General features: G+C 31.7%; 21 protein-coding genes. 8 read left to right on the top strand and 13 right to left on the bottom strand.

Going from position 1 to position 25,825, the window contains the following annotated elements:
* Positions 1-51: 51 nt before the first annotated feature.
* Positions 52-951, bottom strand: coding sequence for an alpha/beta hydrolase fold domain-containing protein (locus JN168_RS02915; protein ID WP_042739328.1), 900 nt, complete (start codon positions 949-951; stop codon positions 52-54).
* Between the two features lie 276 nt (positions 952-1,227).
* Between JN168_RS02915 and JN168_RS02910 the strand changes: the two genes are divergently transcribed.
* Positions 1,228-1,863, top strand: a complete 636-nt coding sequence (locus JN168_RS02910) for a membrane protein (RefSeq protein ID WP_042739327.1) — start codon at positions 1,228-1,230, stop codon at positions 1,861-1,863.
* 118 nt (positions 1,864-1,981) lie between these two features.
* On the opposite strand, the gene JN168_RS02905 is transcribed toward JN168_RS02910, so the two are convergent.
* Both JN168_RS02905 and JN168_RS02900 read right to left on the bottom strand, forming a co-directional pair.
* Complete coding sequence (locus JN168_RS02905; protein ID WP_042739326.1) at positions 1,982-3,874, bottom strand: DHA2 family efflux MFS transporter permease subunit; 1,893 nt, start codon at positions 3,872-3,874, stop codon at positions 1,982-1,984.
* Positions 3,875-3,887: 13 nt separating this feature from the next.
* Positions 3,888-4,535 carry an HlyD family secretion protein gene (locus JN168_RS02900; protein WP_042739325.1) on the bottom strand — a complete coding sequence of 216 codons (648 nt, stop codon included), beginning with the start codon at positions 4,533-4,535 and terminating at the stop codon, positions 3,888-3,890.
* Between the two features lie 130 nt (positions 4,536-4,665).
* Here JN168_RS02900 and JN168_RS02895 point away from each other — a divergent pair, with 130 nt between their 5' ends.
* Positions 4,666-5,214 carry a TetR/AcrR family transcriptional regulator gene (locus JN168_RS02895; protein ID WP_042739324.1) on the top strand — a complete coding sequence of 183 codons (549 nt, stop codon included), beginning with the start codon at positions 4,666-4,668 and terminating at the stop codon, positions 5,212-5,214.
* A 189-nt stretch (positions 5,215-5,403) separates the two neighbouring features.
* Here the strand turns inward: JN168_RS02895 and JN168_RS02890 are convergent, their stop codons facing one another.
* The 3 genes from JN168_RS02890 to JN168_RS02880 all read right to left on the bottom strand — a co-directional run bounded on the left by JN168_RS02890 (position 5,404) and on the right by JN168_RS02880 (position 9,068).
* Positions 5,404-6,615 carry a putative multidrug effflux MFS transporter TcaB gene (locus tag JN168_RS02890; RefSeq protein WP_042739323.1) on the bottom strand — a complete coding sequence of 404 codons (1,212 nt, stop codon included), beginning with the start codon at positions 6,613-6,615 and terminating at the stop codon, positions 5,404-5,406.
* A gap of 292 nt (positions 6,616-6,907) precedes the next feature.
* The gene (locus tag JN168_RS02885) at positions 6,908-8,299 is read right to left on the bottom strand and encodes a membrane-associated protein TcaA (protein ID WP_229366605.1); all 1,392 of its coding nucleotides are present in this window, start codon (positions 8,297-8,299) and stop codon (positions 6,908-6,910) included.
* Positions 8,300-8,603: 304 nt separating this feature from the next.
* The gene (locus JN168_RS02880) at positions 8,604-9,068 is read right to left on the bottom strand and encodes a MarR family transcriptional regulator TcaR (protein WP_232139473.1); all 465 of its coding nucleotides are present in this window, start codon (positions 9,066-9,068) and stop codon (positions 8,604-8,606) included.
* 380 nt (positions 9,069-9,448) lie between these two features.
* On the opposite strand from JN168_RS02880, the gene JN168_RS02875 reads away from it, so the two are divergent.
* Entirely contained in the window at positions 9,449-10,243 is a 795-nt protein-coding gene (locus tag JN168_RS02875) for a YdcF family protein (RefSeq protein ID WP_279526168.1), read from the top strand.
* 94 nt (positions 10,244-10,337) lie between these two features.
* On the opposite strand, the gene JN168_RS02870 is transcribed toward JN168_RS02875, so the two are convergent.
* Together JN168_RS02870 and JN168_RS02865 are read right to left on the bottom strand one after the other, a co-directional pair.
* Entirely contained in the window at positions 10,338-11,006 is a 669-nt protein-coding gene (locus tag JN168_RS02870) for an ABC transporter ATP-binding protein (RefSeq protein WP_279526167.1), read from the bottom strand.
* A complete protein-coding gene (locus JN168_RS02865) occupies positions 11,006-12,058 on the bottom strand; it encodes an ABC transporter permease (RefSeq protein ID WP_042739319.1) in 1,053 nt (350 codons plus the stop codon). Before JN168_RS02865 ends, JN168_RS02870 begins: the two co-directional genes overlap by 1 nt.
* 150 nt (positions 12,059-12,208) lie before the next feature.
* Here JN168_RS02865 and JN168_RS02860 point away from each other — a divergent pair, with 150 nt between their 5' ends.
* Positions 12,209-12,883, top strand: a complete 675-nt coding sequence (locus tag JN168_RS02860) for a response regulator transcription factor (RefSeq protein ID WP_042739318.1) — start codon at positions 12,209-12,211, stop codon at positions 12,881-12,883.
* Positions 12,876-14,261, top strand: a complete 1,386-nt coding sequence (locus JN168_RS02855; RefSeq protein ID WP_279526166.1) for a sensor histidine kinase — start codon at positions 12,876-12,878, stop codon at positions 14,259-14,261. The genes JN168_RS02860 and JN168_RS02855 overlap by 8 nt, the downstream gene beginning before the upstream one ends.
* A gap of 307 nt (positions 14,262-14,568) precedes the next feature.
* Here JN168_RS02855 and mqo read toward each other — a convergent pair whose 3' ends face one another.
* On the bottom strand, positions 14,569-16,047 hold the full coding sequence (gene mqo, locus JN168_RS02850) for a malate dehydrogenase (quinone) (RefSeq protein ID WP_107512697.1): 1,479 nt from the start codon (positions 16,045-16,047) through the stop codon (positions 14,569-14,571).
* 528 nt (positions 16,048-16,575) lie between these two features.
* Here mqo and JN168_RS02845 point away from each other — a divergent pair.
* Complete coding sequence (locus tag JN168_RS02845; protein WP_042739315.1) at positions 16,576-17,727, top strand: glycosyltransferase family 4 protein; 1,152 nt, start codon at positions 16,576-16,578, stop codon at positions 17,725-17,727.
* A gap of 382 nt (positions 17,728-18,109) precedes the next feature.
* Here JN168_RS02845 and JN168_RS02840 read toward each other — a convergent pair whose 3' ends face one another.
* Entirely contained in the window at positions 18,110-19,711 is a 1,602-nt protein-coding gene (locus tag JN168_RS02840; RefSeq protein ID WP_232155391.1) for an L-lactate permease, read from the bottom strand.
* Between the two features lie 305 nt (positions 19,712-20,016).
* Between JN168_RS02840 and JN168_RS02835 the strand changes: the two genes are divergently transcribed.
* Entirely contained in the window at positions 20,017-21,705 is a 1,689-nt protein-coding gene (locus tag JN168_RS02835) for a CDP-glycerol glycerophosphotransferase family protein (RefSeq protein WP_107513064.1), read from the top strand.
* Positions 21,706-21,805: 100 nt separating this feature from the next.
* Here JN168_RS02835 and JN168_RS02830 read toward each other — a convergent pair whose 3' ends face one another.
* The 3 genes from JN168_RS02830 to JN168_RS02820 form a co-directional block, all read right to left on the bottom strand.
* Positions 21,806-22,603, bottom strand: a complete 798-nt coding sequence (locus JN168_RS02830; RefSeq protein WP_042739312.1) for a hypothetical protein — start codon at positions 22,601-22,603, stop codon at positions 21,806-21,808.
* A 97-nt stretch (positions 22,604-22,700) separates the two neighbouring features.
* The gene (locus JN168_RS02825; protein WP_232139461.1) at positions 22,701-23,210 is read right to left on the bottom strand and encodes a hypothetical protein; all 510 of its coding nucleotides are present in this window, start codon (positions 23,208-23,210) and stop codon (positions 22,701-22,703) included.
* A 271-nt stretch (positions 23,211-23,481) separates the two neighbouring features.
* On the bottom strand, positions 23,482-24,000 hold the full coding sequence (locus JN168_RS02820) for a GNAT family N-acetyltransferase (RefSeq protein ID WP_042739311.1): 519 nt from the start codon (positions 23,998-24,000) through the stop codon (positions 23,482-23,484).
* A gap of 282 nt (positions 24,001-24,282) precedes the next feature.
* Here JN168_RS02820 and JN168_RS02815 point away from each other — a divergent pair, with 282 nt between their 5' ends.
* Complete coding sequence (locus JN168_RS02815) at positions 24,283-25,272, top strand: acrylyl-CoA reductase family protein (protein ID WP_042739310.1); 990 nt, start codon at positions 24,283-24,285, stop codon at positions 25,270-25,272.
* Positions 25,273-25,825: the final 553 nt, after the last annotated feature.

The raw sequence follows: 25,825 nt of genomic DNA, 5'->3' as shown, positions 1-25,825 counted from the left end.
TGATCTTGTTTTCATCTATAGTTAATCAGTAAGGTTTACTTATCACATATATTATTGATTTATTGTATTCACAATTTGCTTTACAACTTTATGTGACTCTCTAATTGGTAATAATGGGAAGGCATTAACCATTCGTTTATATTCATAAAAATGAATAGGTCGTTGGTTGTCTTCCAGTAAATGCGCCAATTTAGTCATATCAGGTAAATATATTTCTCTCGTGCCGCCAAACATATATATCGGTGGTAAGTGTTCAAGTGACCCATTCAATGGAGATACACGTTGGTTATCTAATGGCGTCTGCTCAGACCATTCACTTAAAATACGTTGCACACCTTGCTTGTTTACAATGACATCTTTACGCTCAAGTTCCTCAGTGATGTCCTCATTACTAAATGTCGCATCTAATAATGGAGAAAAGAGATATATTTTGTTAGGCAGCGGTTGACCTTCAGCTACTAGCTGTTGTACAAAACCTAATGCCAATGCCCCACCTGTACCATCACCCATCAATACAATATCCTCATTGCTACATTCTGTTAACAATTGGTCATAAACTTGTTGTATGGCCTTATATGTGTCATCAATGTGATATTCCGGCGCTTTGGGGTAGATAGGTAATACCACTTCATTAAGCGTACTTAAAGCAAGCTTATCCATGAAACGCCAGTGAAATGCAGAAGGTTGCAACACATTATACCCACCGTGAATATAAAGTATTTTTTTCTGGTGACTATGACGAAATCTAAATCTAAATAGTTGCATATCCCCTAATTGCTGTTTATCTAAATCAGATTTTACATTCAATGTTTCTGGTTGCTTATGCTTCTTTTGATTTTGCTGTTCTCTATTTTTCAAAAAGCGCTCGAAATCCGTATCATTTTCAAAAATGATTGAGCGAAACGGTAATAAATATTTATTTATGAATTTCGTTGTTAATCTAGATTTCATGTTTAATCCATCCAATCTCAGTTTATTACGCAAACCCATGAAAAATTTCATATTATTTGGAATATCAAATAAATGTTATGGTAAAATTAATTCAATGACATTTAATTTCAGCCATCGCATAGTGTGAATAAGCAATTAATATTATATCTAAACGATTTTATATTTTAAGTATACTATCCCAAATTTTAAAATATATCAATTACTTCACATTATAACAAAACTATCATTAAAATCACAAAATAGTACCATTGCAACTATTTAGAAAGGAGTACACTCATGGCAGAAACCAACCGTCAATTCGAAGATTTTGAACATACATTAACAAGCGAACCTATGTACAGAGGCACACGTCGTAGCCGAAAGAAGAAATCGTGGATTAATATCGTGATTCAAGTTATCGTGCTAATATTAGTAGCAATTACAGGCTACAGTATGTTTAAAGAGCCCATATTAAATTTAACTTTCGTTAACGAGCCGATCACATTCCATCAAATAACGAACTTACAAAATACAATGAATCACATGGGTAACTTAAATATCAATATTGAAAATATCGATAATCTCCAATCACACATTGATAGCTTAATACTCGTATTTTATGTATTTTTTAGTGCATGTATTTTGAGCTTAATCTTAACGATCTTTACATTGATATTTAACCGTACTGCATTAAAAATGTTGAATTTATTTATTTTAGCAATCATGTTTGTCATCACATTTGGTTTCTCATTTTTAATTGAGAACATTGCCAAAAGTATTTCCGACTCAATGAGCCAACACTACATTAACCTTAGCCCAGAACAAATATTAACTGAGGCAGTTGCTATTCATAACGCATTCATCTTATTAACATGTAGTATCGCATTATTAATTATTAGCCTATTCTTCAGAAATAGACAAACTAAATTTTAATATAATAAAAAAACAGGAAGTATTCATTATGAAAATGCAAAACTCAATGTTCACACTTAGCGCGTGAAAACATTTGAGAAATGCTATTCAAATAATGAGTCTTCCTGTTTTTTAATACTTATTCTTCATTTGACATATAATGAGATTTACCTTTTAAGAATAAACTCAAGACAAATGCTAACGCACTTAATCCTGTTGCGATTAAGAAGGCACTGTTAACACCATTAATAGAGGCTAATTTTTGAACAAATTCTAACACACTTTGTGTTGCCATTTGTTCTCCACCTAATGCTTGTGACATTTCTTGTAGTCTATCTTTAATAAATGGATTTGTTTTATCTAATGCTTGACTGTATGAAGCGATATGTTGTGTTGTCTGAGTAGACATTACCGTTACTAACAATGCTGTTCCAATTGAACCTGCTAATTGTCTTAACGTATTTGTTAACGCGTTACCATGTGCGATTAAACGCTGTGGTAATGAGTTCATACCTGCTGTCATAATTGGCATCATGATAAAACTCATACCAAATGAACGAACAATATAAATTAACATTAAATGACCATAAGTCGTATTCATGTTTAATTTTGTTAACTCCCATGTAGCATAGGTCATAATTGCTGTACCTACTAATGCTAACGGTTTAATACCAATTGTATCAAGTAATCTACCGGCGATAGGTCCCATAACACCCATAATTAATGCACCTGGTAGTAATAATAAACCTGATTGTACTGGCGTAAATCCTCTTAAGTTTTGTAAATATAATGGTAATAGGATCATACCACCAAATAAACTCATCGTAACAATCATATTGATTACTGTAGTAAGCGTGAAGCCTGAATATTTTAATACTGCCATATCAAGCATTGGCACACGCATAGTTACTTCTCGAATTACAAATGCTGCAATAAATACAACACCTGCGATTAATGAAATAACAACTACTGGTGAACTCCATGAATCATTACCTGCTTCACTGAAGCCGTATAACAATGCACCAAAACCAATCGTACTAAATATAATACCTGGTATATCGGCTTTTGGATTTGTAGTAACTTGGTACACTCTAAACCAAATATATGCGATTGCAAGTGATACCAAACCAATAATAAACATACCATAGAACATTACGTTCCAGTGATAGTTTTCAACGATATAACCTGATAATGTAGGACCAATTGCTGGTGCTAATATCATCGCTATACCTAACATACCCATTGCTGCCCCACGTCTTTCTGGTGGGAAGATTGTCATAAATACATTAGTACCAAGTGGCATTAAGACACCAGCACCAATTGCTTGTAAGACACGTCCGATCATCATCATTGTAAACGAACCTGATAGTCCACAAACTAGAGAACCTATTGTAAATAATGTCATAGAAACTAAGAATAATTTTCTATAAGAATATTTATTAAATAAAAACGCACTGATTGGTATTAAAATACCATTCACTAACATAAACCCTGTCATTAGCCACTGACCAGTATTCGCAGAAATATTAAAATCTGTATTGATTTTTGGTAATGCAACGTTTAACAGTGTTTGGTTTAAGATCGCAATAAACATACCAAATATCATTGCGATTAATACTTTACCTTGAGATGTCCCTTTACCGAACATAAATGAACTATGTTTTTGTTTTAACTGTTCATTTACTTGGGCTTCTTCTGAATTAGGGTTAATTTGCTCATGGTCTGAATCTGTTGTTGTTTGTCTGTTATCTTCAGTCGATGCTATAGATTGAGCTGGATTTGCTTCAACCTTATCTTGATCATCTTCTACATCTTGTTTATAAGATGATGCTACATTTGATTCTTTAGAATCATGGTCGTCATTCACTTTAAATTTAGATTGATAACTTTCATTTGAAGCATGCTTACTATGCTTAGTTTGTTCCAATTGTCGTTTTGACTTTCTTTTGCTGTTTTTTACAACAACTAAATTAATCAAAGCAACAAGAATGAGCGCTATGACTACGTAAATAATAATGAAGGCCATTGTCATTTATAGACCCCCCTTAGTTTTTATGAATTTTGACTTCAGCGTTCATTCCTGGAACAACATTTTTAGATGGTTTTGAATCAAGTGAAATTTTCACAGGTACTACTTGAGAAACTTTTGTATAGTTACCATCACTATTTGATGAAGGCATTAATGAGAAGCTAGAAGCTGTTGCTTTACCGACTTCTTCAACTTTACCTTTAAGTTTCGCATCTTCACCGTCAAGTTTTACATCAACATCTTTACCTTCTTCAACATCTGCAATATCTTTTTCATCAACATTGGCAGTAATGTAAGAATCATCTAAATTATAAGCATATGCTATTGGAGAACCTGCTTGAACCATAGAACCTTCCATAGCATCCGTTTTTACGATTGTACCGTTTTGAGGCATTTTAATAGACATTGTTTGAGCTTGTCCATCATCACCTTTAACTGCGATTTTAGCGACTTTGTCACCTTTATCTACTTTTTCGTCGTTTTTCACGTCGAAAGATTTAATTTCACCAGAAGCTGGGGCAGAAACTTTAATTTGTTCGCCATCAACTTTGGCATTATCTGTACTTACATAACTTGTAGCTTGATTATAAAAATGGAAACCTACTACTCCTAAAATTACAAGAACTACAATGGTAATGACATTGATTAATACCATTTTCTTCATTACTCTTTCCTCCTATTTGCTTTTAAAATTCACTTTATATATTATAGAGACATGAAAATCAAAAAAACACCAACAGTTATTTTAAATGTGTTGGGTAGGTCATTTTTTGTTCTTTTTAGAGGGAGGAAACATGAAACGAAACGCAAAATATAAAATAATAAAAAATATGATTATCCTCTTAGAAGAGCAACCATTTGAAAATATAACCATCAAGATGATTTGTGCATATAGTGGCATTAATCGAACAACCTTTTATGATTATTTCCAAGATAAATATGATTTAATGTCAACCATTCAAACATATCATTTAGACAAATACACTAAATTATTAAACGCATTCTACGATAGCTTTAAAGATGTTGAAATTGACCACTATAAATTATATAAATTCTTCAAAGTTATTTTAACTTACATTCAGAGACACTATGGTTTCTTTCATGCCATATTAGTCACTCATCCTAATCGAGATTTATTTTCAGATTATGTCCACGAAACAAAGGAAACCTATACAAAGTTACTGGATAATTACACAAATGTTTTAAATAAAAAGCAATTTGTTATCTATGCAGTAGGTGGACAAATCGGACTTATTTATTATTGGATTAGAGAGGATTGTAAAGAATCACCCGACGAACTTGCACAAATCCTGTTGGCTAATGCCATTAAACTAAGGCGATAATCATAAACAAACATCGTGTGACTAAAGAGGTTGTATAAATTACAGCAACTCAAATTTAAACTCATAAGATGTGATAATATGCTTCTATATAATTAGTTTATATAGGAGCGTATTGAATGGTTTATAAGTACAAAACAACACAAAAGAACCGAGTACTGTATCTGAATACAATGCTCGGTTTCTTAATTATTATTGCGGTTGCTTTGCTTTAAATACAAAATAATTCAAAATTTGTAAAATAATCAATAATATACCAGATATGATAATTATACTGACATATGGAATGAAGTTTGCTTCTCCAAATAAACCTACTAATGGCGTGACAATACCACCTAATAATGATTGCACTAAACCTAATAGACTAGAAGCACTACCATTACCGCCTGTACGTTCCTCCATTGCAATTGAAAATCCTAAAGTAGCCACACCGGTAACAGGTGCAACAAGAATAATAAATCCTATAAATAATAACCAGATACTCAAATGCATTGATAGTGTAATGGATACCCATGCCACACCTATCAGTTGTACTATAGTCAATATTCTCAGTAGTACTAAACGTTCAATATAATCTACTAATTTTCCTGTAGCCTGGCTAGAAATAATTAAACTAATTCCAACACAAGCAAACATAATACTAAATTGTTGGGCTGATAATCCATAAATCTTTTGTGTTAGGAATGGCGAAGCTGATATGTAACTAAATAGCATAATAAAGGTCACGCCTTGAATCAACATAGGTAAGACGAAACGCGGAGTAACAAGTAAATCTTTAAAGTTCTTAAAAATACTTAATAAATGCGGGCTGTCTCTACGGTCTATTGGTAATGATTCAGTTACTTTAAATACAGTGCCCGCCAACATAGATATACCAAATAGTGTAAGGATGACAAACACCATTCTCCAAGAGGCAAATGATAGGATCACCCCACCTAATGCAGGGGCAATGACTGGTGCGACACCGTTAACTAACATGAGTAATGCTAAGAATTTAGTAAGTTGTTTTCCACTATACAAATCACTAGAGATTGCTCGTGAAATGACTGCCGCTGCTCCTCCACAAAATCCTTGAACAAATCGTAAACTGACCATTATCCAAATATTATCAATAAAGATAATACCAATACTGGCTAATGTAAAAAGTAGCATTGCTATCATTAATGGTAGTTTTCTACCAATAGCATCGGAAATCGGTCCAACAAATAAATTCCCTAAAGCTAAACCTATCATAAAGAATGAAAGTGTCAGCTGTGCATTTGAAGTTGTCGTATTAAAGTCTGACTGAATTTGAGGCAAACCTGGTAAGAACATATCAATAGATAATGCACCAATGGCTGTTAAAGCACCAAGTATGATAATAAACAATAAAGATTGCTTTTGAGTTTCTTGTGTTTTATCCATTTAAACGCTCCTATAAATAAATTTAGGCTGCCAATGTTTCTACAGCCTATTTGAAGTATATTATTTTGTCGTACTGTTGTAGTTCAAATTTCCGTTCAACAGTTAATTGCTATTAATTATATCTTTAGCGCATGACTTTTTAAATACCTTACTACAATATATTCAAAAAAGTTTTCATTTCAGTTGATTGTATATAATTATTCACTTTGTTCTATACTTGTAATATAAAAAATAGTAGCGAAGTCACCTATTGTTATAGACAACTTCACCACTATTCTGAGTATGTTTTCAACTATGATTCACTATAATTTACTACCTTTAAATCATCAGCATCTTTACTACCTTCTAATTCGTAGCTAACATTACCATATTCACCATTCGCCTTGAAGGTTTGACCCGTCACATAAAATGTTTTTCCAACACGTACGATATCTGTAATCTGAGGTTGTTGAATATATAAAGCATTTTGAGATGCTATATCTTTTTTAGTTTCTTTATAGTTTGCTGAATTCTTCTTTAAGTAATCTGATATTACGCTGAAATCATTTTGACTACTTGCACTGTTGAGTGCTGTTGTATATTTACCGAAAAAATTAACAACCTTATTTCTAAAACTGTTTTCTTCTTTCTCTTTTTTCTTTACATATTTATCAATTTCATCTTCATCAAAATTCAATGAAACATGGGTATTATCACGAAGATTATCTGTTTTTACAGTTGTTGCAGATGACTTAAATGTTTTCTTTTTAGCTTGTCCCTCTGCAGAAATCGTAACTTCTTGTGTTTTTGGATATGGACCATATGATTTATCCTTTTTGTATTTATAGGTCTTATCATTTATTTTGACTTTAACTGTATTTTTATCAATGTTACTAGCTCCGTTCAATTCTACTTGAATGTATGCTTCATTAAAGTCTTCAGTAACGTCAATTGTTTCATTATTACTATTGTTAAAGTTAAATTTCAACTGACCACTGAATTGTCCATTTTCCATTTCCTTTTTAGCATCAAGTTCATAATCACCTGGAATAAACTTACCTAAGGAAGTGGTCTTATTCTTATCAGCTACTACTGTTTTTTGTTTATCTTGTGATTTAAATTTATATGTAGTATCGTATTTCGGCTTAACAATTGCCTCTTTCGTTGGTGCAGTAAAGCTCATATTGTCGAACAAGAAATAGCGGCGTCCATTTTTACTAATTCGCAATACCTTCTCACCATTTTTAGCTGTTACGAAGCCCGCTTCTTTCGTCGAACTCTTATTAAGCTTAGTAATCTTGTTATTGACGTCTTTAACAAATTGCTTCATACCGACTTCTTTTTTAATATATTTTATATATGCTGTTGCTTCATTTTCATCAACACTATTATTTTGTGAACTTAATAACGTAGAAAGCTTTTGCGTATCATTATTTTCAATTGCATTGATTAATATTTCAGATTGAGCCTCAGGAGAGTTAAAATTCCTAACCAAAAAGAAAATAATAATAAGTAAAACAATGATAAAAAATGCAATTCCAAAGGGTATAATTTTACGTATTTTCAAATTAGATGTAGAATTACTTTCTTTAGTTGCTCTCGTCATTTCGTTATCATTCGCTCGCCCTTTAATTCGATGGCCACAATGACGACATTTTCTTTGTCCATCTCGCATATTTCCCCCACACTCAGGACATTTTTGCATTTTATCACCTCTGTAATCCTGAATTTTTTACACTATCTCGTTATTTTAACATAACACAACGTGAAACTATATCATTCTATAGATTGTTAGTAATTTGTAATGTCATTGCTAAAAAGCAATTTCTATAGATATCCTTTTTTATTATAAATTTAATCGGTAAAAATTGATATACGTATTTAGTCTTAAAGAAGTGATCAATTGACATAATAAAACGATTGTCACTTTATAAATAAGCGTCAATCGTCACTTAAACTCCAATTGCTACAAAATATATCATAAGTAAACTAAATTAGATTTGTCATCACTAAAAGTTATTCTCAATATTAACTTGCTTTATTCTATGATCAATTATTTCTAAAACATAACGTGCTTGTTCTATTTGTTCATCTGACAGATCACTGGAAAGATTGCCTACAATATCACTAATGACTTGCTTACTTTCAATGTTAAATTGCTTTCCCAATTCCGTAAGCTTGATATATTTCATTCTTTGATCCATACTATCTTCTGATTTATCCCATTGTACTAATCCAGCATTGATGAGTTTCTTTATTCTGCGACTTACTGCAGCTTTATTTACACCTTGTCTCTCAGTTATTTCAGTCAAAGACAGTGCCTTCTCATGTTCTAACATTCTAATGACATATGCCTGTTCTTTAGAGACATGATATTCTTCACGTATTTTAACAGATAGATTTGCTAATAACGTATTTATATCATTTAAAAATTCTTTCATAAATTCAATATGGTTATTTATATCTTTTACCATGTTTCGTCACCTCTATATCCCCTGTTATTACCTTATTCTAATTTATTCAAATATACATTTATATAACTAATATTGTAAACCTTTTCATAAGAATCGTTAATTTCTACAAATTTTCCATACATTCAGTCTAAAATAATAATTACATTTGCTAATTTAAGCGGTATAACTTACATTAAATATACAATTGTAATACGAGGTGACACATGAACATACTCCCTATATTATTATCCTTTATGATTATTGTCATATGCATTGGCATGACTTTTAATATTAATCTATTCGTTCGTCTTAATTTTTTTATTACCCAGGTAATATTAGGATTTATCGTTATAATAATTAACATTGGCGCTCATACATACCCCATTGCTTTATTAATAGCTATGGCAATCGGTATAGCGACACTTTGCTATAGACACAATAATTTAAGATATATTGCTGCAGGTCGCTTATTTTTACAGCGTCTTGGAAAAATCATTTATAAAGTTGGTTTATTTGCTGCTGCTTGTGCATATATCTCTTTAATACCCATTGCGTTTAATGCTATCTTTTATTGGCTAGCTGCTATTGCCTTTAGTACTATTTATGCATTTTTATGTTACGCCGTATGTACATCAAGTTTCTCAAGAGTATCGGTTAACAAAGAAATTGATATAATACTTATATTGGGAGCTGGTATTTTCACAGAACGCGTTACACCAATGTTAGCAGAACGACTCAATAAAGCGCTCGATATTTTTAAAGAACATCCAACAGCAACAATAATTGTCAGTGGCGGCCAAGGTCCAGACGAGCCAATATCCGAAGCCTTAGCAATGAGTAGATATCTAGTTGATCATGGTGTACCTAAATCTCAAATCATTATGGAAGACCGATCTACGAGTACCTTTGAAAATATTCAGTACACAACTGCAGTATTGAACAACATACAAGATAGGTCAAAGTCTATCATTTGCATCACGAGCCAATTCCATATATTACGTGCACTGAGATTTGGACAAAAATTCCACTTAAAACTCTCTGGTGCAGGTAGTCATACACCCTATCATTTCTTAGAAATCGCCTTAGTCAGAGACTTTTTAGCGTTAATGTATCAATATAAATTCATTTTAACAATCTATTTTGCCTCATTATTCCTTATTTGCATCATGGCTTTATGGCATATTCCAACTTGGTAAAAAAATGAGGTTGAGACATCGTTATTACATTAGAATAACGATTGTATCTCAACCTCTTACTTATTTCACAATAACGCAAACACTCTATTTTTGATTAATTTGAAATCACTTTGCCTTCATCTAATTCGATTAACTGATCAGCATATGAAAATAAGCGTCGATCATGTGTAATCATTATTCCAATTAACCCTTGCGTCTTAACTTCATTAGCGATCATTTCAACTACTTCTGTTGCACGTTTTGCATCTAAACTAGCAGTTGGTTCATCAGCTAGAATTAACTTCGGTAGATTCATAAACGCTCTCATAATTGCAACCCTTTGTTTCTCTCCACCCGATAACATATTAGGATAAGCGTCTAACCGATGTTGCAAACCAATACGTGTTAATAGTTGTCGTGCTCTATCCTTCGCTTCTCGTTTAGACATTCCCGCTTCTATCCCTACAGTGACTAATTGATCTATCACTGTTAAATAAGGTATCAAATGTGAAGATTGAAAGATAAATCCTATATCATGTAAACGCATGCTACTCGCCTTCTTCAAATCATTATACATTGCATGGTCATTGTATATAATTTCACCAGCACTTTGCGTTAATAATCCACCTAATATATTTAGTAACGTTGTCTTTCCCGAACCTGAAGAACCATTTAATATAATAAATTGTCCATTTTTTGCAGTAAAATTAACTCCCTTTAAAACGCGCGTTTCTGATGATCCATTACCAAATGATTTATGAACTTCTTTAACTATTAAACTCACTATTCTCTTCCCCCTATAGCTTCTATTGGATCCACGTTAAATAATTTAATTAAAGATAATAATGCACCTATCACAGCAACTACAATAAATACCGAAAATACTAATAATAAATTTAATAATGTAATATGAAATGGCATCGTCACTGGCATTATGGTAGATAATAGTAAAATAATCCCAATCGCAACAATAGTGCTAACCATTGTCGTTCCAATAATCTGTACTAATAATGCATTGATGAGGTGACGTGTGCTTATACCAATCGCTTTTAATATACCTATCTCAGCGGTCTTTTGTATTGTCATTACATAGAAGAAAGCTGTAAGTACAATTGCTGAAATAACAAATAAACTGATTACCATCATATTTAATGGTGACTGTTCTGCCTGATAACTAGGTATCGCATTTTTAACATCTGCCTTATCATTAATAGCTATACCAGATATTTTTTTCAATGCTTGTTGATCTTTTTTAGATATATTTATTAATGGATAAACCGTACTCGCCTTTGTATTTAATTTGTTGAACCCTTGATTTGAAATCACTACAACTGAGCTGTGTGCGTACATCGTATCGTTTATCTCACCGGTAACTTTTAACTTTGTGCCTGATTTCAATTGCACTTGATCACCAATAGTCAGACCTTGTGCCTTTAGTTTTTCATTAATTGCTATCTCATTATTTTTCGTTGGATAACTACCTTTAATTAATTGAGGTTTGTCTTGTTCTAACAAATTAATCATCGTAACTGTCTCTTCATTATCATTTAATTTCAATGTTTGTGAGGCAAGTTGTAATGGTTGTTGATTAATGATTTGTTCAATCTCTTGTTGTTTGTGGTGTTGAATATTGGATTGTTCTAATTGTGGTTTTTTATTGTCCTCCATCACAAATTTTTGTGCTTTCATATTATCCAATAGTGACACATTCTCTCTAGCTAAACCTTGAGCAAGTCCGCTGATAAATAACACCATTGTTGCAAGTAACAAAATGATAAACATAATTAAAATATAACGAAATCTATAATATTTCATTTCTTTCCATGCAAGTTTCATATTGAAAATTCACTCCCTATTCGTTGTTATATTAATAAAGTTACAACGCTTATATGAACTCAATATGAACTGATGTGCATATTTGGAAATTTGTTTAGTAGTTATAGTTATGTTTATAATTACAATAAACTAATGGAGGAGACGTAAAAGATGCCCACTTGTTTAATCGTTGATGATGATACACAAATCTTAGATTATGTAGCTAAACATGTTAAGAATGAAAGTATAGATACAGCAATCCATGTAAATGCTGAATCTGCCCTAAAATATTTAGAGCATAATCAAGTCGATATTGCTATTGTTGATATTATGATGGATGGCATGAATGGATTTGAATTATGCCAGCATTTAAAGGAAGATTATCAATTACCGGTAATCATGCTCACTGCACGTGATGCCTTGAGTGATAAAGAACAAGCTTATTTAACCGGAACTGACGATTATGTTACGAAACCCTTTGAAGTTAAGGAATTAATCTTTAGAATTAAAGCGGTACTTAAGCGTTATAATATCAATGCTCAAAATGAATTAACTTTTGGCAATTTAACTTTAAATCAAGCATATTTAGAAATTACAGCAAATTCAAAAACCATGTATTTGCCTAATAAAGAATTTCAATTATTATTCCTGTTGGTTTCTCACCCTAAACAGGTATTTCATAGGGATGACTTAATTGAACGAATATGGGGTTTTGACTATGCGGGTGATGAAAGAACGGTGGATGTCCATATTAAAAGACTCAGAAAACGTTTAGAGAAACTTCAAACATCCGTAAAAATTCAAACTGTTCGCGGTTTAGGTTATAAGGTGACAGATTATGTTTAGATCACTGTACATTAGAATTGCAATTTATACGATTGTTGTCATGCTATTAAGTGCTATTATCAGTTTTTTCATAACAAATATTATTTATCATAATACGCTTAAAGCGAATAACGATGCTAAAATTATGCGCACACTTAAAGATGCAAAAAGTTTTCAACAAGATGCCAATATGAGTAACTTGAAACCTTACTTTAAGCATCTAGGAGAAATGAATTATCAAATTATGACCGTTTCGCCTTCAGGTGAGAAGCATTTTTATGGAGAAAGATTTCGTACAGATAATGTCTCTACACAAGCAATTAAGGATGTTTTAGACGGTAAGGCATATCATGGAATTAAACATCTTCCATATAATCCAATTGTGACAGGATTTTTTGATAACACGACTAAAAATACTGTCGGAGTACAATTCAAATCGCATAAACAACATTTAGCGGTCTTTATGAGACCTGATATTGGTAAAACGTTTGGTGAATTCAGAATATTTTTAGCTATATTAATTAGTTTGTTACTATTTATATCAATTATTCTCACCATCACATCTACTTATTCCATTATAAAACCTGTACAACAACTCAAAAGAGCAACTGAATATTTGATGAATGGCGATTTCAGTAAACCTATTCGAATTACTAGGCATGATGAATTAGGAACACTACAATATCGTTTTGAAACTATGCGTCAGTCACTTAAGCAACTCGACGATATGAGACAGTATTTTGTGCAAAATGTCTCCCATGAGATTAAGACCCCCCTCACACATATCCATCATTTATTGGATCAATTAAAGCATAGTAAAGACCATGAAACTGCTAATCACTATATTGATGAAATTCATCAAATTACAACACGTTTAAGCGACCTAACAAAAGCACTACTATTATTATCAGAGTTGGATAATGCTGAGCACTTAACCTTTACAGACACCATTCAGTTAAAGGATTTATTACAAAATATTATTCGTCATGAGCAATTTTCCGCAAATCAAAAGGAATTAATGATTATGACAGAATTAGCAACAGTTGCATTGATTGGAAATGAACGTTTGTTACATCAAGCATTTCAAAATATCATTACTAACGCGATTAAATATTCCCATCAACATGGCGTAATAGAAATTAATTTAACATCAACTCAAGATGAGATTATTTGTTCTATTACAGATGAAGGCGAAGGCATGTCACTAGAAACACAAGAAAGGCTATTCGAACGTTTCTTTAAAGTACGTAGTAATGATAATAGTAATGGGCTAGGCATGGCAATAACTAAAGCGATTATTGAATTGCATGATGGCACAATTAAGGTAGACAGCAAGCCACAAATTGGCACTAGTTTTACCATCTCATTACCTCGTAATAACACAAGGCATACAGATTAAATTAATTATGTTATACAAACTTACAAATTTTCTTATTTTGAGCGTATTCCTATAAATATTTAAGTTAGGTCAAATATTTATAGAAGAAACTACTTAACAAGCCTTAATTGTTGTAGATTAAATCTGATATGTTGCCACCTTACCTAAAGATAGCGAGTTAGTAAAACATAATATTGTAAACGAAAAAAACCAGTAAATGAATATCTCATTTACTGGTTTTTTCTAGGATTTATCTCCCAAACTCATATACTTATCAGCTATACAAGTGCCATCAGTTGTTATTAACACTGTGACAAACTCATAGTTATTAATCAATTTTTAAATTCTGCTTAATTTCTTCATTAACTTGTCGATATAAGGCTTCATTTTCTGATAATCTTTGTCCAAATGAAGGTATAATTTCTTTAATTTTACCTTCCCAATTTGAAAATTCATCCTTATAACAGCGTTTCAATAAATCTAACATTATATCTACAGCAGTAGACGCACCTGGCGATGCACCTAATAATGCTGATAGTGATCCATCTTCTGATGTGATTACTTCAGTACCAAATTGTAAAGTACCCTTACCAGATTCTGTATCCTTAATCACTTGAACACGTTGTCCAGCAACAACTACTTCCCAATCTTCACTTTTGGCATTTGGTACAAACGTTCTTAAATCTTCCATACGTTCTTCATTTGATAACGTTAATTGCGAAATTAAATATTTCGTTAAATTAATTTCTTTCACACCCGCAGATAACATTGTAATAATATTATTTGGTTTAACAGACTTAATTAAATCCATATTAGAACCCGTCTTTAAGAATTTAGGTGAGAAACCAGCAAACGGGCCAAATAATAGTGTTCTCTTGCCATCAATATAACGTGTATCTAAATGTGGCACTGACATCGGTGGCGCACCAACAGAAGCTTTACCATAAACCTTCGCTAAGTGTTTCTTAGTAATCGCTTCATCTCTACAAACTAAGAATAAGCCACTTACAGGGAAGCCGCCGACATGTTTAGATTCTTTTATACCTGTTTTTTGTAATAATGGTAGACTTGCTCCACCTGCACCTATAAAGACAAAGTCACTTTCATATATTTTAACTTCATTTGAAGTTAAATCTTTCACTTTAACTTCCCATACACCATCTTTACGTTGCTTTAAATCTTCAACTTGATGTTTATAATTTAATTCAACTTGTTTATCAGCTAAATTATCGAATAATTTTTTAGTCAACGCACTGAAGTTTACATCTGTACCTGTTTTATCATATGTAATTGCCATAGGAACATGTGACGTACGACCTTCCATGATAAGTGGTGTCCATTCAGCAATTTTTTCTTTATTATCTGTAATTTCCATATTGCTAAACAACACATTTTTATTTAATTGTTCAACACGTCTTTTTAAGAAATCAACATTCTTAACACCTTGTACAAAACTCATATGTGGTACCGGTTTGATAAATGATTCTGGATGATCAAGTTGACCCTTTTTAACGAGATGGCTCCAAAATTGTTTTGAAATTTGGAATTGCTCATTTATTTTTATCGCTTTTTCAATATCTATAGATCCATCTTTGTTTTCTTTTGTATAGTTCAATTCGCATAACGCAGAATGACCCGTGCCCGCATTATTCCATGCATTTGTGCTTTCTTCTGCTGGTGTAGACAATCTTTCAAACATCTTAATTTCTTTTTCAGGTGCTAGTTCTTTTAATAAAGTTCCTAATGTTGCACTCATAATTCCGCCACCAATTAAGATGACATCTGTTTTGCTATGTATTGTACTCATAACAAACACAGTCCCCCTTTTATATATGATTATAGAACGTTATCTATTTCTAAAACTTAGAAAACAAACACTTCCACTAGCTGAATAAAGCGTTTTCTATAGATAAAAAATAAAAAAGCACATTTCGTTATTATATATAATAAAAAGAACATCGCTATACGATATTCTCTTCCATACTCTTCTAATTATATACGTAATTGTCGAATGAAAAAAGAGATTTCGGAAATTCTACACAATTTTTGTTGATAAGTGTAAACTAAAGAATATGAATAAAAATACATTAAACACTGTCATCATGCACTTTTTCACTATTTAAATCCGCTTAAATTCACAGAAATTTTTGTTGAAATTCAAACTGATTATAATCTCAATTTTTAACATTAACCCTATCCAAGTGTAAAAATGCAACATATATCCCTTCTCTAATAAACAAATCTCATTTCCAACTACGACTTAATTCATTTTAAAATGTAATTCATGCTATAATTAATTTTAATTTATGACAAGTAACTTTTGGGGGTTTTTCTGATGAAATCAATCACTTTTTTTATGCATAATGTTTATGCAATGGGTGGTACAGTAAAGTCTATTTCACAATTGGCCAATACTTTAGCTGAAAAAGGACACCAAGTGACAATCATTTCTGTATTTAAATCGAACGATTATCCTTATTTTCAACTTCATGAGTCGATTAAGATTAAACCCTTAATTAATTATCAACTTAGACTATCAAATTTATGGGATATTATTTTCAATAGAATAAATAAATATACCTCATTTACTAAACCGAAGGAATTATCAAAGTTTGAACCTGGTCTAAATCAGTTTTCACATTATATTGAGAAAAAAATGATTCACGCATTAAAGCATGTTGATACAGACGTCATCATAGGTACACGTGCTAGTTTTAATATCTTAATAGCCCAACATGTTCCTACACACATAGAGACTATTGGTATGGAACACATGAATTTTGATGCTCATCCTGAGCCATATCAACTTGAAATTATATCTGCTTACAAAAACCTAGATAAAGTTACGACTTTGACAACCATTGATCGTGAAAAATACCAATCAAGATTACAAACACCAGTATTCGTTGTTCCTAATATTATTGATGAACCAAGGCTATACACTTCAAAATCAAAAATCATCACTGCAGCAGGTCGTCTAGAATATGAAAAGGGATTTGATTTACTTATCGATAGTATCAATCCAATTCAACATACAATTCGACAGTTCGGCTATCAAGTCTTTATATATGGAGAAGGTCAAGAACGCAGTAGTTTACAGAAGCAAATAAACACATATGCTATGACTGATATTATTAAGTTACAAGGGTCAACACAAGAACTAAATAATAAATTGGCTATGAGTGAAATTACTGTTATCCCTTCTAGAAATGAAGGTTTCGGTATGGTGATTTTAGAAGCAATGAATCAAAGTAATATTGTGGTTAGTTTTGATGGCAATACTGGTCCAGATTCAATTATTGAAAATAATATCAATGGTTATTTAATCGAACATGGTAATATCGAAGCACTTTCTAATAAATTACGTCGTTTAATTAATCAAGAGTTTAAAGAGCACGTTATTTTAAAAAATGCTCATAAGACAGTTGAACAATATACACCACAAGCTATCTACAACGATTTCTTAAAAATGCTCAACTCCCATTAATGTTATTTTCATAGGTTCGTTCTTGCTATAAACTATAATAAAATAGTGAATCATACTTGTTTCACTATTCGTTTATTCAACTATGTTCTTTAATGTAAGTCATGTGACCAATGCTATATTTTAACAGCATGCTAATACCTTGAATGTTATAGTGAATGAGGTTTTATCACTTAAGACATAATCATTAATCCAATCAATTCAATCTTGAAAACAAAACAAGACACTTCGTTAAATTCTCATCCATACGACTGAATTTGCGAAGTGTCTTGTATATTTTCAAAAATACAACATTCCGTTGGTCTTATTTTATTTTCTTAATCTGCATTTATAAATGCTTATGTTCTATTAAACGTTAGCAATCACTTGTGGTATTAACATTTCATTATAAGAATAAATTTAATATATATGTCCATACGCAGATGAAGATTAACATCGCAACACTGTATTTCAATGTCATTTTCAATAATTCTGATTCTTTACCTACCTCTTTAACAGAAGCTGTCGCAATTGCAATGGATTGTGGTGAAATTAATTTAGCTGCAACACCACCAACTGTATTTGCAGATACTAACAACGCACCGTTTGTTCCTATATTCTGTGCTACTGAAGCTTGAATTGGTGCAAAGAGTGAGTTGTTGTTAACAACTGAACCAGTCATAAATACACCTAACCAGCCAAGTATTGGTGATAATAATGGGAACATCGCACCTGTCTTCGCAATACTTTCTCCTAAAGCCATACTTAATCCAGCATATGTCATTAATTTAGATATTATTAAAATAAAACAAATTGTAAGAATAGATAACCACAACTCTAAAAATGTTACTTTAAATAGGCGAATTACATCTTTGAAGTGCACGTTTTTAGACATTAAAACCGTAATGATAATAACTAGTAAAATTGCAGTACCTGTTTGGCCAATAAAGTTAAATGGCAAAATAATACTTTTCTTTGCTATATCACTATATGTGCCTGGAATTGTAATATTGGCAACAAGTGAAGATAATGCACCTCCAGGAAGGAATAATGCTTTAAATTGCGGTGAACTCCAAATCATAACGATAATTGTTAAAATATAGAATGGACTCCATGCATAAGCAATCGCTTTAACACTATGTTTCGTTGGCATAGTTGGTGCCACATCACTTTGAATTCTAAAGATGTGTTTAGGTTGGAATTTTTTAGAAAATAGCGCTAATGAAACCATCGCAACTAATGGTGGAATAATGTCTGCTAATTCTGGTCCAATAAACACAGTAATTGCTGCTTGCGTAATTGTATAGCTAATGCCAACAACTAAAATTGCTGGTAACGTTTCTTTGACACCTTTAAAACCATCTACTATCCAGATTAATAAAAATGGAATAAACATATTTACAATAGCCAATGTTAATACAGAAATCTGTGAAACTTGCATACTTGTTACGTTTCCAGATAAATTCAATGTATCAATGATTTGTACTGGTATACCAATCGCACCGAATGCACCTGCTGAAGCATTCGCAATTAAACATAACATTGCTGCTTTTAATGGTTGGAAACCGAGTTGTGTTAAGAGTAATGCACAAATTGCAATTGGAACACCAAATCCAGCTGCGCCTTCTAAAAATCCATTAAATGCAAAGGCAATTAGTAAGATTTGTATACGTTGATCTTGAGAGATATTGGCAATACTATCTTGAATTGTCTTAAATTGCCCACTCTCATTTGTGATTTTATAAAGTAATACTGCCATGATAACAATATAACCGATCGGAATAATACCTTGATAAACACCTTCAATCATTGCACCTGATGCTATAGGTATCGGTAATTTAAATAAACCAATTGCAATAACTAATGTCACTATGACTGTAGTAATCGCTGCGTAAATACCTTTCATTTTAAAAACAGTTAAACATAATAAAAATAAGACAATAGGAATTGCTGCTATAATACTTGATAATATAACGTTATTAAACGGGTTAAAACTTTCTACAAACATTTTGACTCACTTCTTCTTTCTCTATAGTTTAAAACTTAGCTAGCAGTTGTTTCAGTTTTGTTTGTGATTTTTTTCACAAGTTTATTATAACATGACTTTTAATGAATACAACTGTTTTTTTAAATTTTTAAATAGTTTTTTACCAACTATTTTAGACAATGCAAAAGCATCTTTAAAAATCAACATATAATCTTATATTTTGTTCCATAACACTTATTTTCTACTTGTTTTTAAGGGGATGATTTTATCTAATTTGTGCTACATGGTAAAATAAGCTCAATAACATTTATGCAGAGGGATTTAACATGATAAAACAATTTGAACTTGAAACGTGGGACTTATCAGAACAACAATTAAATAAGTCATTACAAGAAGGCTACACTCATTTTGTAGTCGTAAACAAAAATATTAAATTATATAAGAATATGTTTAAAGCTGTTGAACTCAAGCCTTGTACAATTGTTGCTGACTATACAGTGAATCAACAATATATAAATGACTGCCATTATTTTGGTAAATCAATGATAAATTTTAATGATTGGATAGAAAATATTAATCATTATCCAAATGTAATATTTCATATTGAAACGAGCTTAAAACTATTGCAGCAGTATACTATTACCAAAATATTTGATTTGGCCTTATTATCATTGCTACAAGAAGATGTGGCTACTGATAGTCATGTCGTATTTGATTTTAAAAAAGGATTTAAGACAAGTGATTCTGTGTGGGAAATTGTGCATCATTTTGAACCATTAAACACCACAGCTTTCAATTTAAATAAATTAGCATATCTGCATGAGCATAAAGCACCTTTCAAAGGGAACGCTACGTTAGCACCAGAGGATATGAGATTTACCGATAAATTATTAAATTCGTTTAATTTTAAATTACCACATTGGATATTCAATCCAATTCAGCAACATTCCATTAATAAGCACCATGCCCAAAGTTATATCTATACAAAAGATCGTTCAAAGTTACAAAATCACATCGTCTTTTTAGGTTTTGACTATGGCTTTAGAGGTAATTCGCGCTATCTATTTAATCATTTTGCAAAGCACTTTAATAAATTACCGATTTATTTTGTAACAGAAGATGTAAATGGTCCTAACTTTATTAAGCCAAATGATCCTAATACAAAATCATTAATCGAAACGGCCCAAGTTGTTATATTAGAGAGTTATATTCCAGATGACCTCAAACCAAACGGCACAATCATACAATTATGGCACGGTACACCAATCAAAAGGTTATTTTTAGATAGTCCAGAACCCTATCAAAATTTAAATATTTATAATTATCGTGCGCGAAAATACAACAAATGGTTGCAACAAGATTACTTTGTATGTGATTGCGAGGAAATTATCGACTACTTTAAAACAGCTTTCCCACAGCAACAAACAAATTTATTAAATTGCGGTTACCCTCGTGTTCGCTATTTACTTGATAAACAAAGTGATCAACCTTACTTATCATTTATTAAGAAAGAATTAAAATTAGATCCAGAAAAGCCTATGTTACTCTATGCTCCTACTTGGAAAGCAAATGGAGATCATGCAGATTTACTACCGATTAGTGATGGTCTGTTAAATAAATATAATGTTGTCTTCAAAGGACATATTGAAGATACATCTGACTATGTTCCAGAAAATGCAATCATAGCGCCTAGTCATATTGAAATTCAGGATTTATTACTTGTTTCTGATATCGTATTAACGGACTATTCATCCATCATCTTTGATGCTTTAACAATTGATAAGGTGGTTTGTCAATATACGCCAAATCATGCAAAATATGTTGACGAACGTGGTGTGTATGATGATGTAATGCATTCACTTGCAACAGTACGTTATAGCGATTCAAAGGCATTATTAAATGATTTAATTAGTTATCAAATGACCGAAATTCATAACAATGCCTTTGTAAACAAAGATAATCATGCTTTCGAAACATTATCACACCTGATTCAGAAAGCGATTAAAAAATCATAATTAAATATTATGTCATACAAAAAGATGGTTTCCTTTAGTTAAAGGAAACCATCTTTTTAATGATTGGGAACATAAAGTTTCACACTTTATTACTTCCAAATTATTGTTGGTATGCAGGATCCACAATTCTCACTACACCTTGTTGATCAACTGTTACAATTGAGTACGTTCCCGGTTGTGCTTGGTTTTGGAAACTAAAGATATAGCTGTAATTACCATCGCTACCCTCAATACTATAATCGTTGTACGGATTGTTTTGTCCATTTTGTGCATTAATTTCAGCAGTTGCTTGCTCTAATGAATTTTGGAAATTCGGTAAACTTTGTAAAGCTGTCTGTGAATCTACATTTCCAGAAGCAATATTTTGTGATACTGGTACTGCATTCTGTCCTTGATATGGCGCCACATACTGTGATTGTGATCCACTATTATTAGAATTAGCTGTTGATGCAGCTGAATCATTTGCATTACTATTTGCTGCTCCATTTGAAGAAGCACCATTTTGATCTGTTGATGCTGAAGAAGCACCATTCGCATTTGAACTTGTATCAGCACTGTTACTATTGCTGTTTTCACTTGCATTATCATCATTGTTTGAAGCATTGTCCCCTGATTGACTATCAGAATCATTACTTGCACTATCTGAATCAGAAGCGCCTCCATTTTTGTCACTGTCACTATTTCCATCTTTACTAGAATCTTTGTCAGAATCTTTACTTGAGTCTTTGTCAGAGCTATCATTGCTCTTCTTGTCATCACTCTTAGAATCTTTTGACTTATCGTCTGTTGATTGCTTATCCTTTGAGCTGTCATCCTTTTTACTGCCATCGTCACTGCCATTTGAACAAGCAGCTAATGCTAGAGATAAAGTTAAGAAACCTGCTAATAGTTTTTTCATGATTGAAGACCACCTTTACTTTATTGTTTTACACTTTGATGAAGATAAAGTAGTTAGAGCCAATAAGCCCCAACTACTTCATTAAACAATTCTATAATTATGATTCAGTACCACCTGAGCCACTATCACTTGATTGACTACTTGTTGAACTGTCGCCTGAATTGCTTGAACCGTTGTCACTTGATTGACTACTTGTTGAACTGTCACCTGAATTGCTTGAACCGTTGTCACTTGATTGACTACTTGATGAGCCATCACTTGAATTACTTGAACCACTGTCATTTGATTGGCTACTTGATGTATCATCACTTGAATTGCTTGAACCACTATCACTTGATTGGCTACTTGATGTATCATCCGATTTGCTTGAGCTACTGTCACTTGATTTACTATTCGAGCTATCTGAACTACTTGAACTATCATCGCTTGATTTACTATCTGAACTATCTTTTGATTCTTCAGTTTTGTCTTTAGCTTTGTCTTTTGCTTTCTCTTCAGTTTTTGCCTTTTCAGAACCTTCGTCCTTTTTGCTACCTTCGTCACTACCATTTGAACATGCTGCAAGTGCTAAAGATAAAGTAAGAAAACCAGCTAAAAATTTCTTCATTTTTTTGAAAAACCTCCTAATAGTTTTCATACTCATACTAGATATGTAAATAATCATCATTCAATATGCATATCTCGATGAGTATAGTAACGTTATTCACTTACAAAAAGATAAATAAACGCTTTTATTGGAAATTTCTCCGATTTTTATAAAAAAATGATATAAACTAAATAAAGTTTAACTAACTATTACATTAAATTAACTTTCCAGATTGTTCTTAGTAAAATCAAATTATTAGTGTATTTTTACTATACTATATTTTGAAAACGCTTTACAACTTTTTCTCCATTACCAAATCTGAATCAACTACACTACCTGTTTGAAACTCATGTCTTCCAACCACTTTTAAACCATGCTTTGTATAAAATTTTAATGCAGGTTCATTATATTCCCACACACCTAACCAAATTTTTGTTTTATTTAATTCTTTTGCTTTATTTTCAGCAAATTCAATAATATCTTTACCTCTTCCGCCACCTTGAGCATGAGGTAAAAAGTAAATACGTTGTATTTCTAGATATTCTTCACCCATATCTTCAGTTTGTGCTTCAAGAATATTTAATTTAAAGTAACCTGTAACTTCCCCATCTTCCTTATAAAAATAAGTATAGGAGTGTTCATTTTTCAATTCTTGTGTTAATGTCTCAATATTATATGCTTCCTCAAAATATTGATTAAAGTCATCTTCAGAATATCCACCATTCTCGAACGTTGTTTTAAATGTTTTGATACTAATATCTCTTAATATATCTAACTCTGATTCTTTAACTGCTTCTATTTGAAATGCCATTGTGCTATCCCCTTTTTTATTTTCTTTATATATATTAAATCAAAATGTACATTTCAATAAAGAAATATCATAATATTTCCATGTTATTTTACTATTAATGGAACAAAATATTTGTTATAGTTTGAAATAATATTGTTTAGAAATTAATTTTAAAATAAAAGCGCTTACCTAAAAACATTGATATTTAGCCATATTGTGTAATATTCAATTACATGATAAAGTGGTTAGTGTTTTTTAATTGTTCATATAAAAATTACATATAAAAGGGAGTGCCATAAGGCAATGACTGAAACATTTAAAGCCTTTGTAGTCGATGAACAAGACGGCAAAGTAACGAATCAAATTAAAAATTTAACTATAGATGATTTACCTGAAGGAGAAGTATTGATTAAAGTTAAATACTCAGGTATCAATTATAAAGATGCTTTAGCTACAGTCGCTAATTCTAAAATTGTACAATCATATCCTATGATTCCAGGTATTGATTTAGCTGGTGTTGTTGAAAAATCCGACACGCCTGCATTCAACCCAGGTGATGAAGTTATCGTAACGGGTTATGATTTAGGTACAAGTCGTTTTGGTGGCTTTAGTGAATATGCTCGTGTGAAAGAAGAACAAATCGTTCAATTACCTAAAGATTTAACTTTAGAAGAATCAATGATCTATGGTACTGCGGGCTATACTGCAGGACTTGCCATTGAAAAATTAGAGCATAACGGCTTGTCTGTTGAAAATAAAGAAGTATTGGTACGTGGCGCTACAGGCGGTGTAGGTACATTATCTGTAATGATGTTAAATGCGATTGGTTATAAAGTAATTGCAAGTACAGGAAAAGACAACGCAGAAGCACAATTAAAAGCATTAGGTGCAAGAGAAGTTATCTCACGTATAACAAAAACTGATGACAAACCACTTGGCAGCCGTAAATGGCAAGCTGTGATTGATCCAATCGGTGGGGATACACTATCACAACTTATCAAACACTTAGATTATGATGGTAGTGTAGCTGTGATTGGAATGACTGGTGGAAATCACTTTGATAGTTCTATCTTTCCTTTCATATTAAGAGGTGCAAACATTATTGGTATTGATTCTGTTTATACTGAAATGAAAGTACGTAAACATATTTGGAGAAGATTAGCTAGAGACTTAAAGCCAGCTCAATTACATGATATTAAACAAACGATTAAGTTTGATGACATTGAAACACATATTAATAATGTCCTAGAACATAAAAATTCTGGACGTATCATTATTGATTTTGAAGCTTAGTTATTGATTCATTATATGCTTTAACTAAAGCAAATTCCTTAAATATATTAAAGATTCACAAGTTGATATATAAGACACCTCGTTAATTTAGTTTAAATGTATTTATTAAATTAGCTGTGTGTCTTATTTTTTGATGTGTAAAATTTCAAGTGCGAATAGTGTTTACGTATCATTAGATAAAGTAAATAAGTATCGAGCTCAAGACGCTTCCCTAGTTTATAACTTAGTCTAAGTTATATACGGAAGGTTTCTAAAAATATAAGCAACAATCTAACTTATAGTTGTAACCCTTATGCATATCATTTATAAGTTTGAATTTAAAATCTCATTATAGTTCTTTCTCTACTCCTCGTGTTCTATCACTTCATTACTATTAATCATAACTTATTAAATTAAGTTGCTTTTCCATTTCCTAAAATTAAACATATTTTAGACAAATACCCTCTACAAAATCACAATACTTACCATTAATAATTCTGTTTATTTTACACTTTTAAAATCAAATCAAATAAGGCTAGAATTGCATATAAATATCTGACAATAAATAAAATTC

Origin of the sequence: Staphylococcus gallinarum (assembly GCF_029774255.1) — a bacterium.
GTDB lineage: Bacteria > Bacillota > Bacilli > Staphylococcales > Staphylococcaceae > Staphylococcus > Staphylococcus gallinarum.
Note: the sequence above shows the minus strand (reverse complement) of the source record. Positions and strands in the feature narration are given on the sequence as shown.

Excerpts from the sequence above, each read along its gene's own strand:
- JN168_RS02890 (WP_042739323.1), bottom strand. The coding sequence starts at position 6,615 with ATGGATAAAACACAAGAAACTCAAAAGCAATCTTTATTGTTTATTATC.
- JN168_RS02820 (WP_042739311.1), bottom strand. The coding sequence starts at position 24,000 with ATGGCATTTCAAATAGAAGCAGTTAAAGAATCAGAGTTAGATATATTA.
- JN168_RS02840 (WP_232155391.1), bottom strand. The coding sequence starts at position 19,711 with ATGTTTGTAGAAAGTTTTAACCCGTTTAATAACGTTATATTATCAAGT.
- JN168_RS02865 (WP_042739319.1), bottom strand. The coding sequence starts at position 12,058 with ATGAAACTTGCATGGAAAGAAATGAAATATTATAGATTTCGTTATATT.
- JN168_RS02880 (WP_232139473.1), bottom strand. The coding sequence starts at position 9,068 with ATGGTAAAAGATATAAATAACCATATTGAATTTATGAAAGAATTTTTA.
- JN168_RS02855 (WP_279526166.1), top strand. The coding sequence starts at position 12,876 with ATGTTTAGATCACTGTACATTAGAATTGCAATTTATACGATTGTTGTC.
- mqo (WP_107512697.1), bottom strand. The coding sequence starts at position 16,047 with ATGAGTACAATACATAGCAAAACAGATGTCATCTTAATTGGTGGCGGA.
- JN168_RS02915 (WP_042739328.1), bottom strand. The coding sequence starts at position 951 with ATGAAATCTAGATTAACAACGAAATTCATAAATAAATATTTATTACCG.
- JN168_RS02825 (WP_232139461.1), bottom strand. The coding sequence starts at position 23,210 with ATGAAGAAATTTTTAGCTGGTTTTCTTACTTTATCTTTAGCACTTGCA.
- JN168_RS02860 (WP_042739318.1), top strand. The coding sequence starts at position 12,209 with ATGCCCACTTGTTTAATCGTTGATGATGATACACAAATCTTAGATTAT.
- JN168_RS02885 (WP_229366605.1), bottom strand. The coding sequence starts at position 8,299 with ATGCAAAAATGTCCTGAGTGTGGGGGAAATATGCGAGATGGACAAAGA.
- JN168_RS02910 (WP_042739327.1), top strand. The coding sequence starts at position 1,228 with ATGGCAGAAACCAACCGTCAATTCGAAGATTTTGAACATACATTAACA.
- JN168_RS02845 (WP_042739315.1), top strand. The coding sequence starts at position 16,576 with ATGAAATCAATCACTTTTTTTATGCATAATGTTTATGCAATGGGTGGT.
- JN168_RS02905 (WP_042739326.1), bottom strand. The coding sequence starts at position 3,874 with ATGACAATGGCCTTCATTATTATTTACGTAGTCATAGCGCTCATTCTT.
- JN168_RS02900 (WP_042739325.1), bottom strand. The coding sequence starts at position 4,535 with ATGAAGAAAATGGTATTAATCAATGTCATTACCATTGTAGTTCTTGTA.
- JN168_RS02830 (WP_042739312.1), bottom strand. The coding sequence starts at position 22,603 with ATGAAAAAACTATTAGCAGGTTTCTTAACTTTATCTCTAGCATTAGCT.
- JN168_RS02875 (WP_279526168.1), top strand. The coding sequence starts at position 9,449 with ATGGCAATCGGTATAGCGACACTTTGCTATAGACACAATAATTTAAGA.
- JN168_RS02835 (WP_107513064.1), top strand. The coding sequence starts at position 20,017 with ATGATAAAACAATTTGAACTTGAAACGTGGGACTTATCAGAACAACAA.
- JN168_RS02815 (WP_042739310.1), top strand. The coding sequence starts at position 24,283 with ATGACTGAAACATTTAAAGCCTTTGTAGTCGATGAACAAGACGGCAAA.
- JN168_RS02895 (WP_042739324.1), top strand. The coding sequence starts at position 4,666 with ATGAAACGAAACGCAAAATATAAAATAATAAAAAATATGATTATCCTC.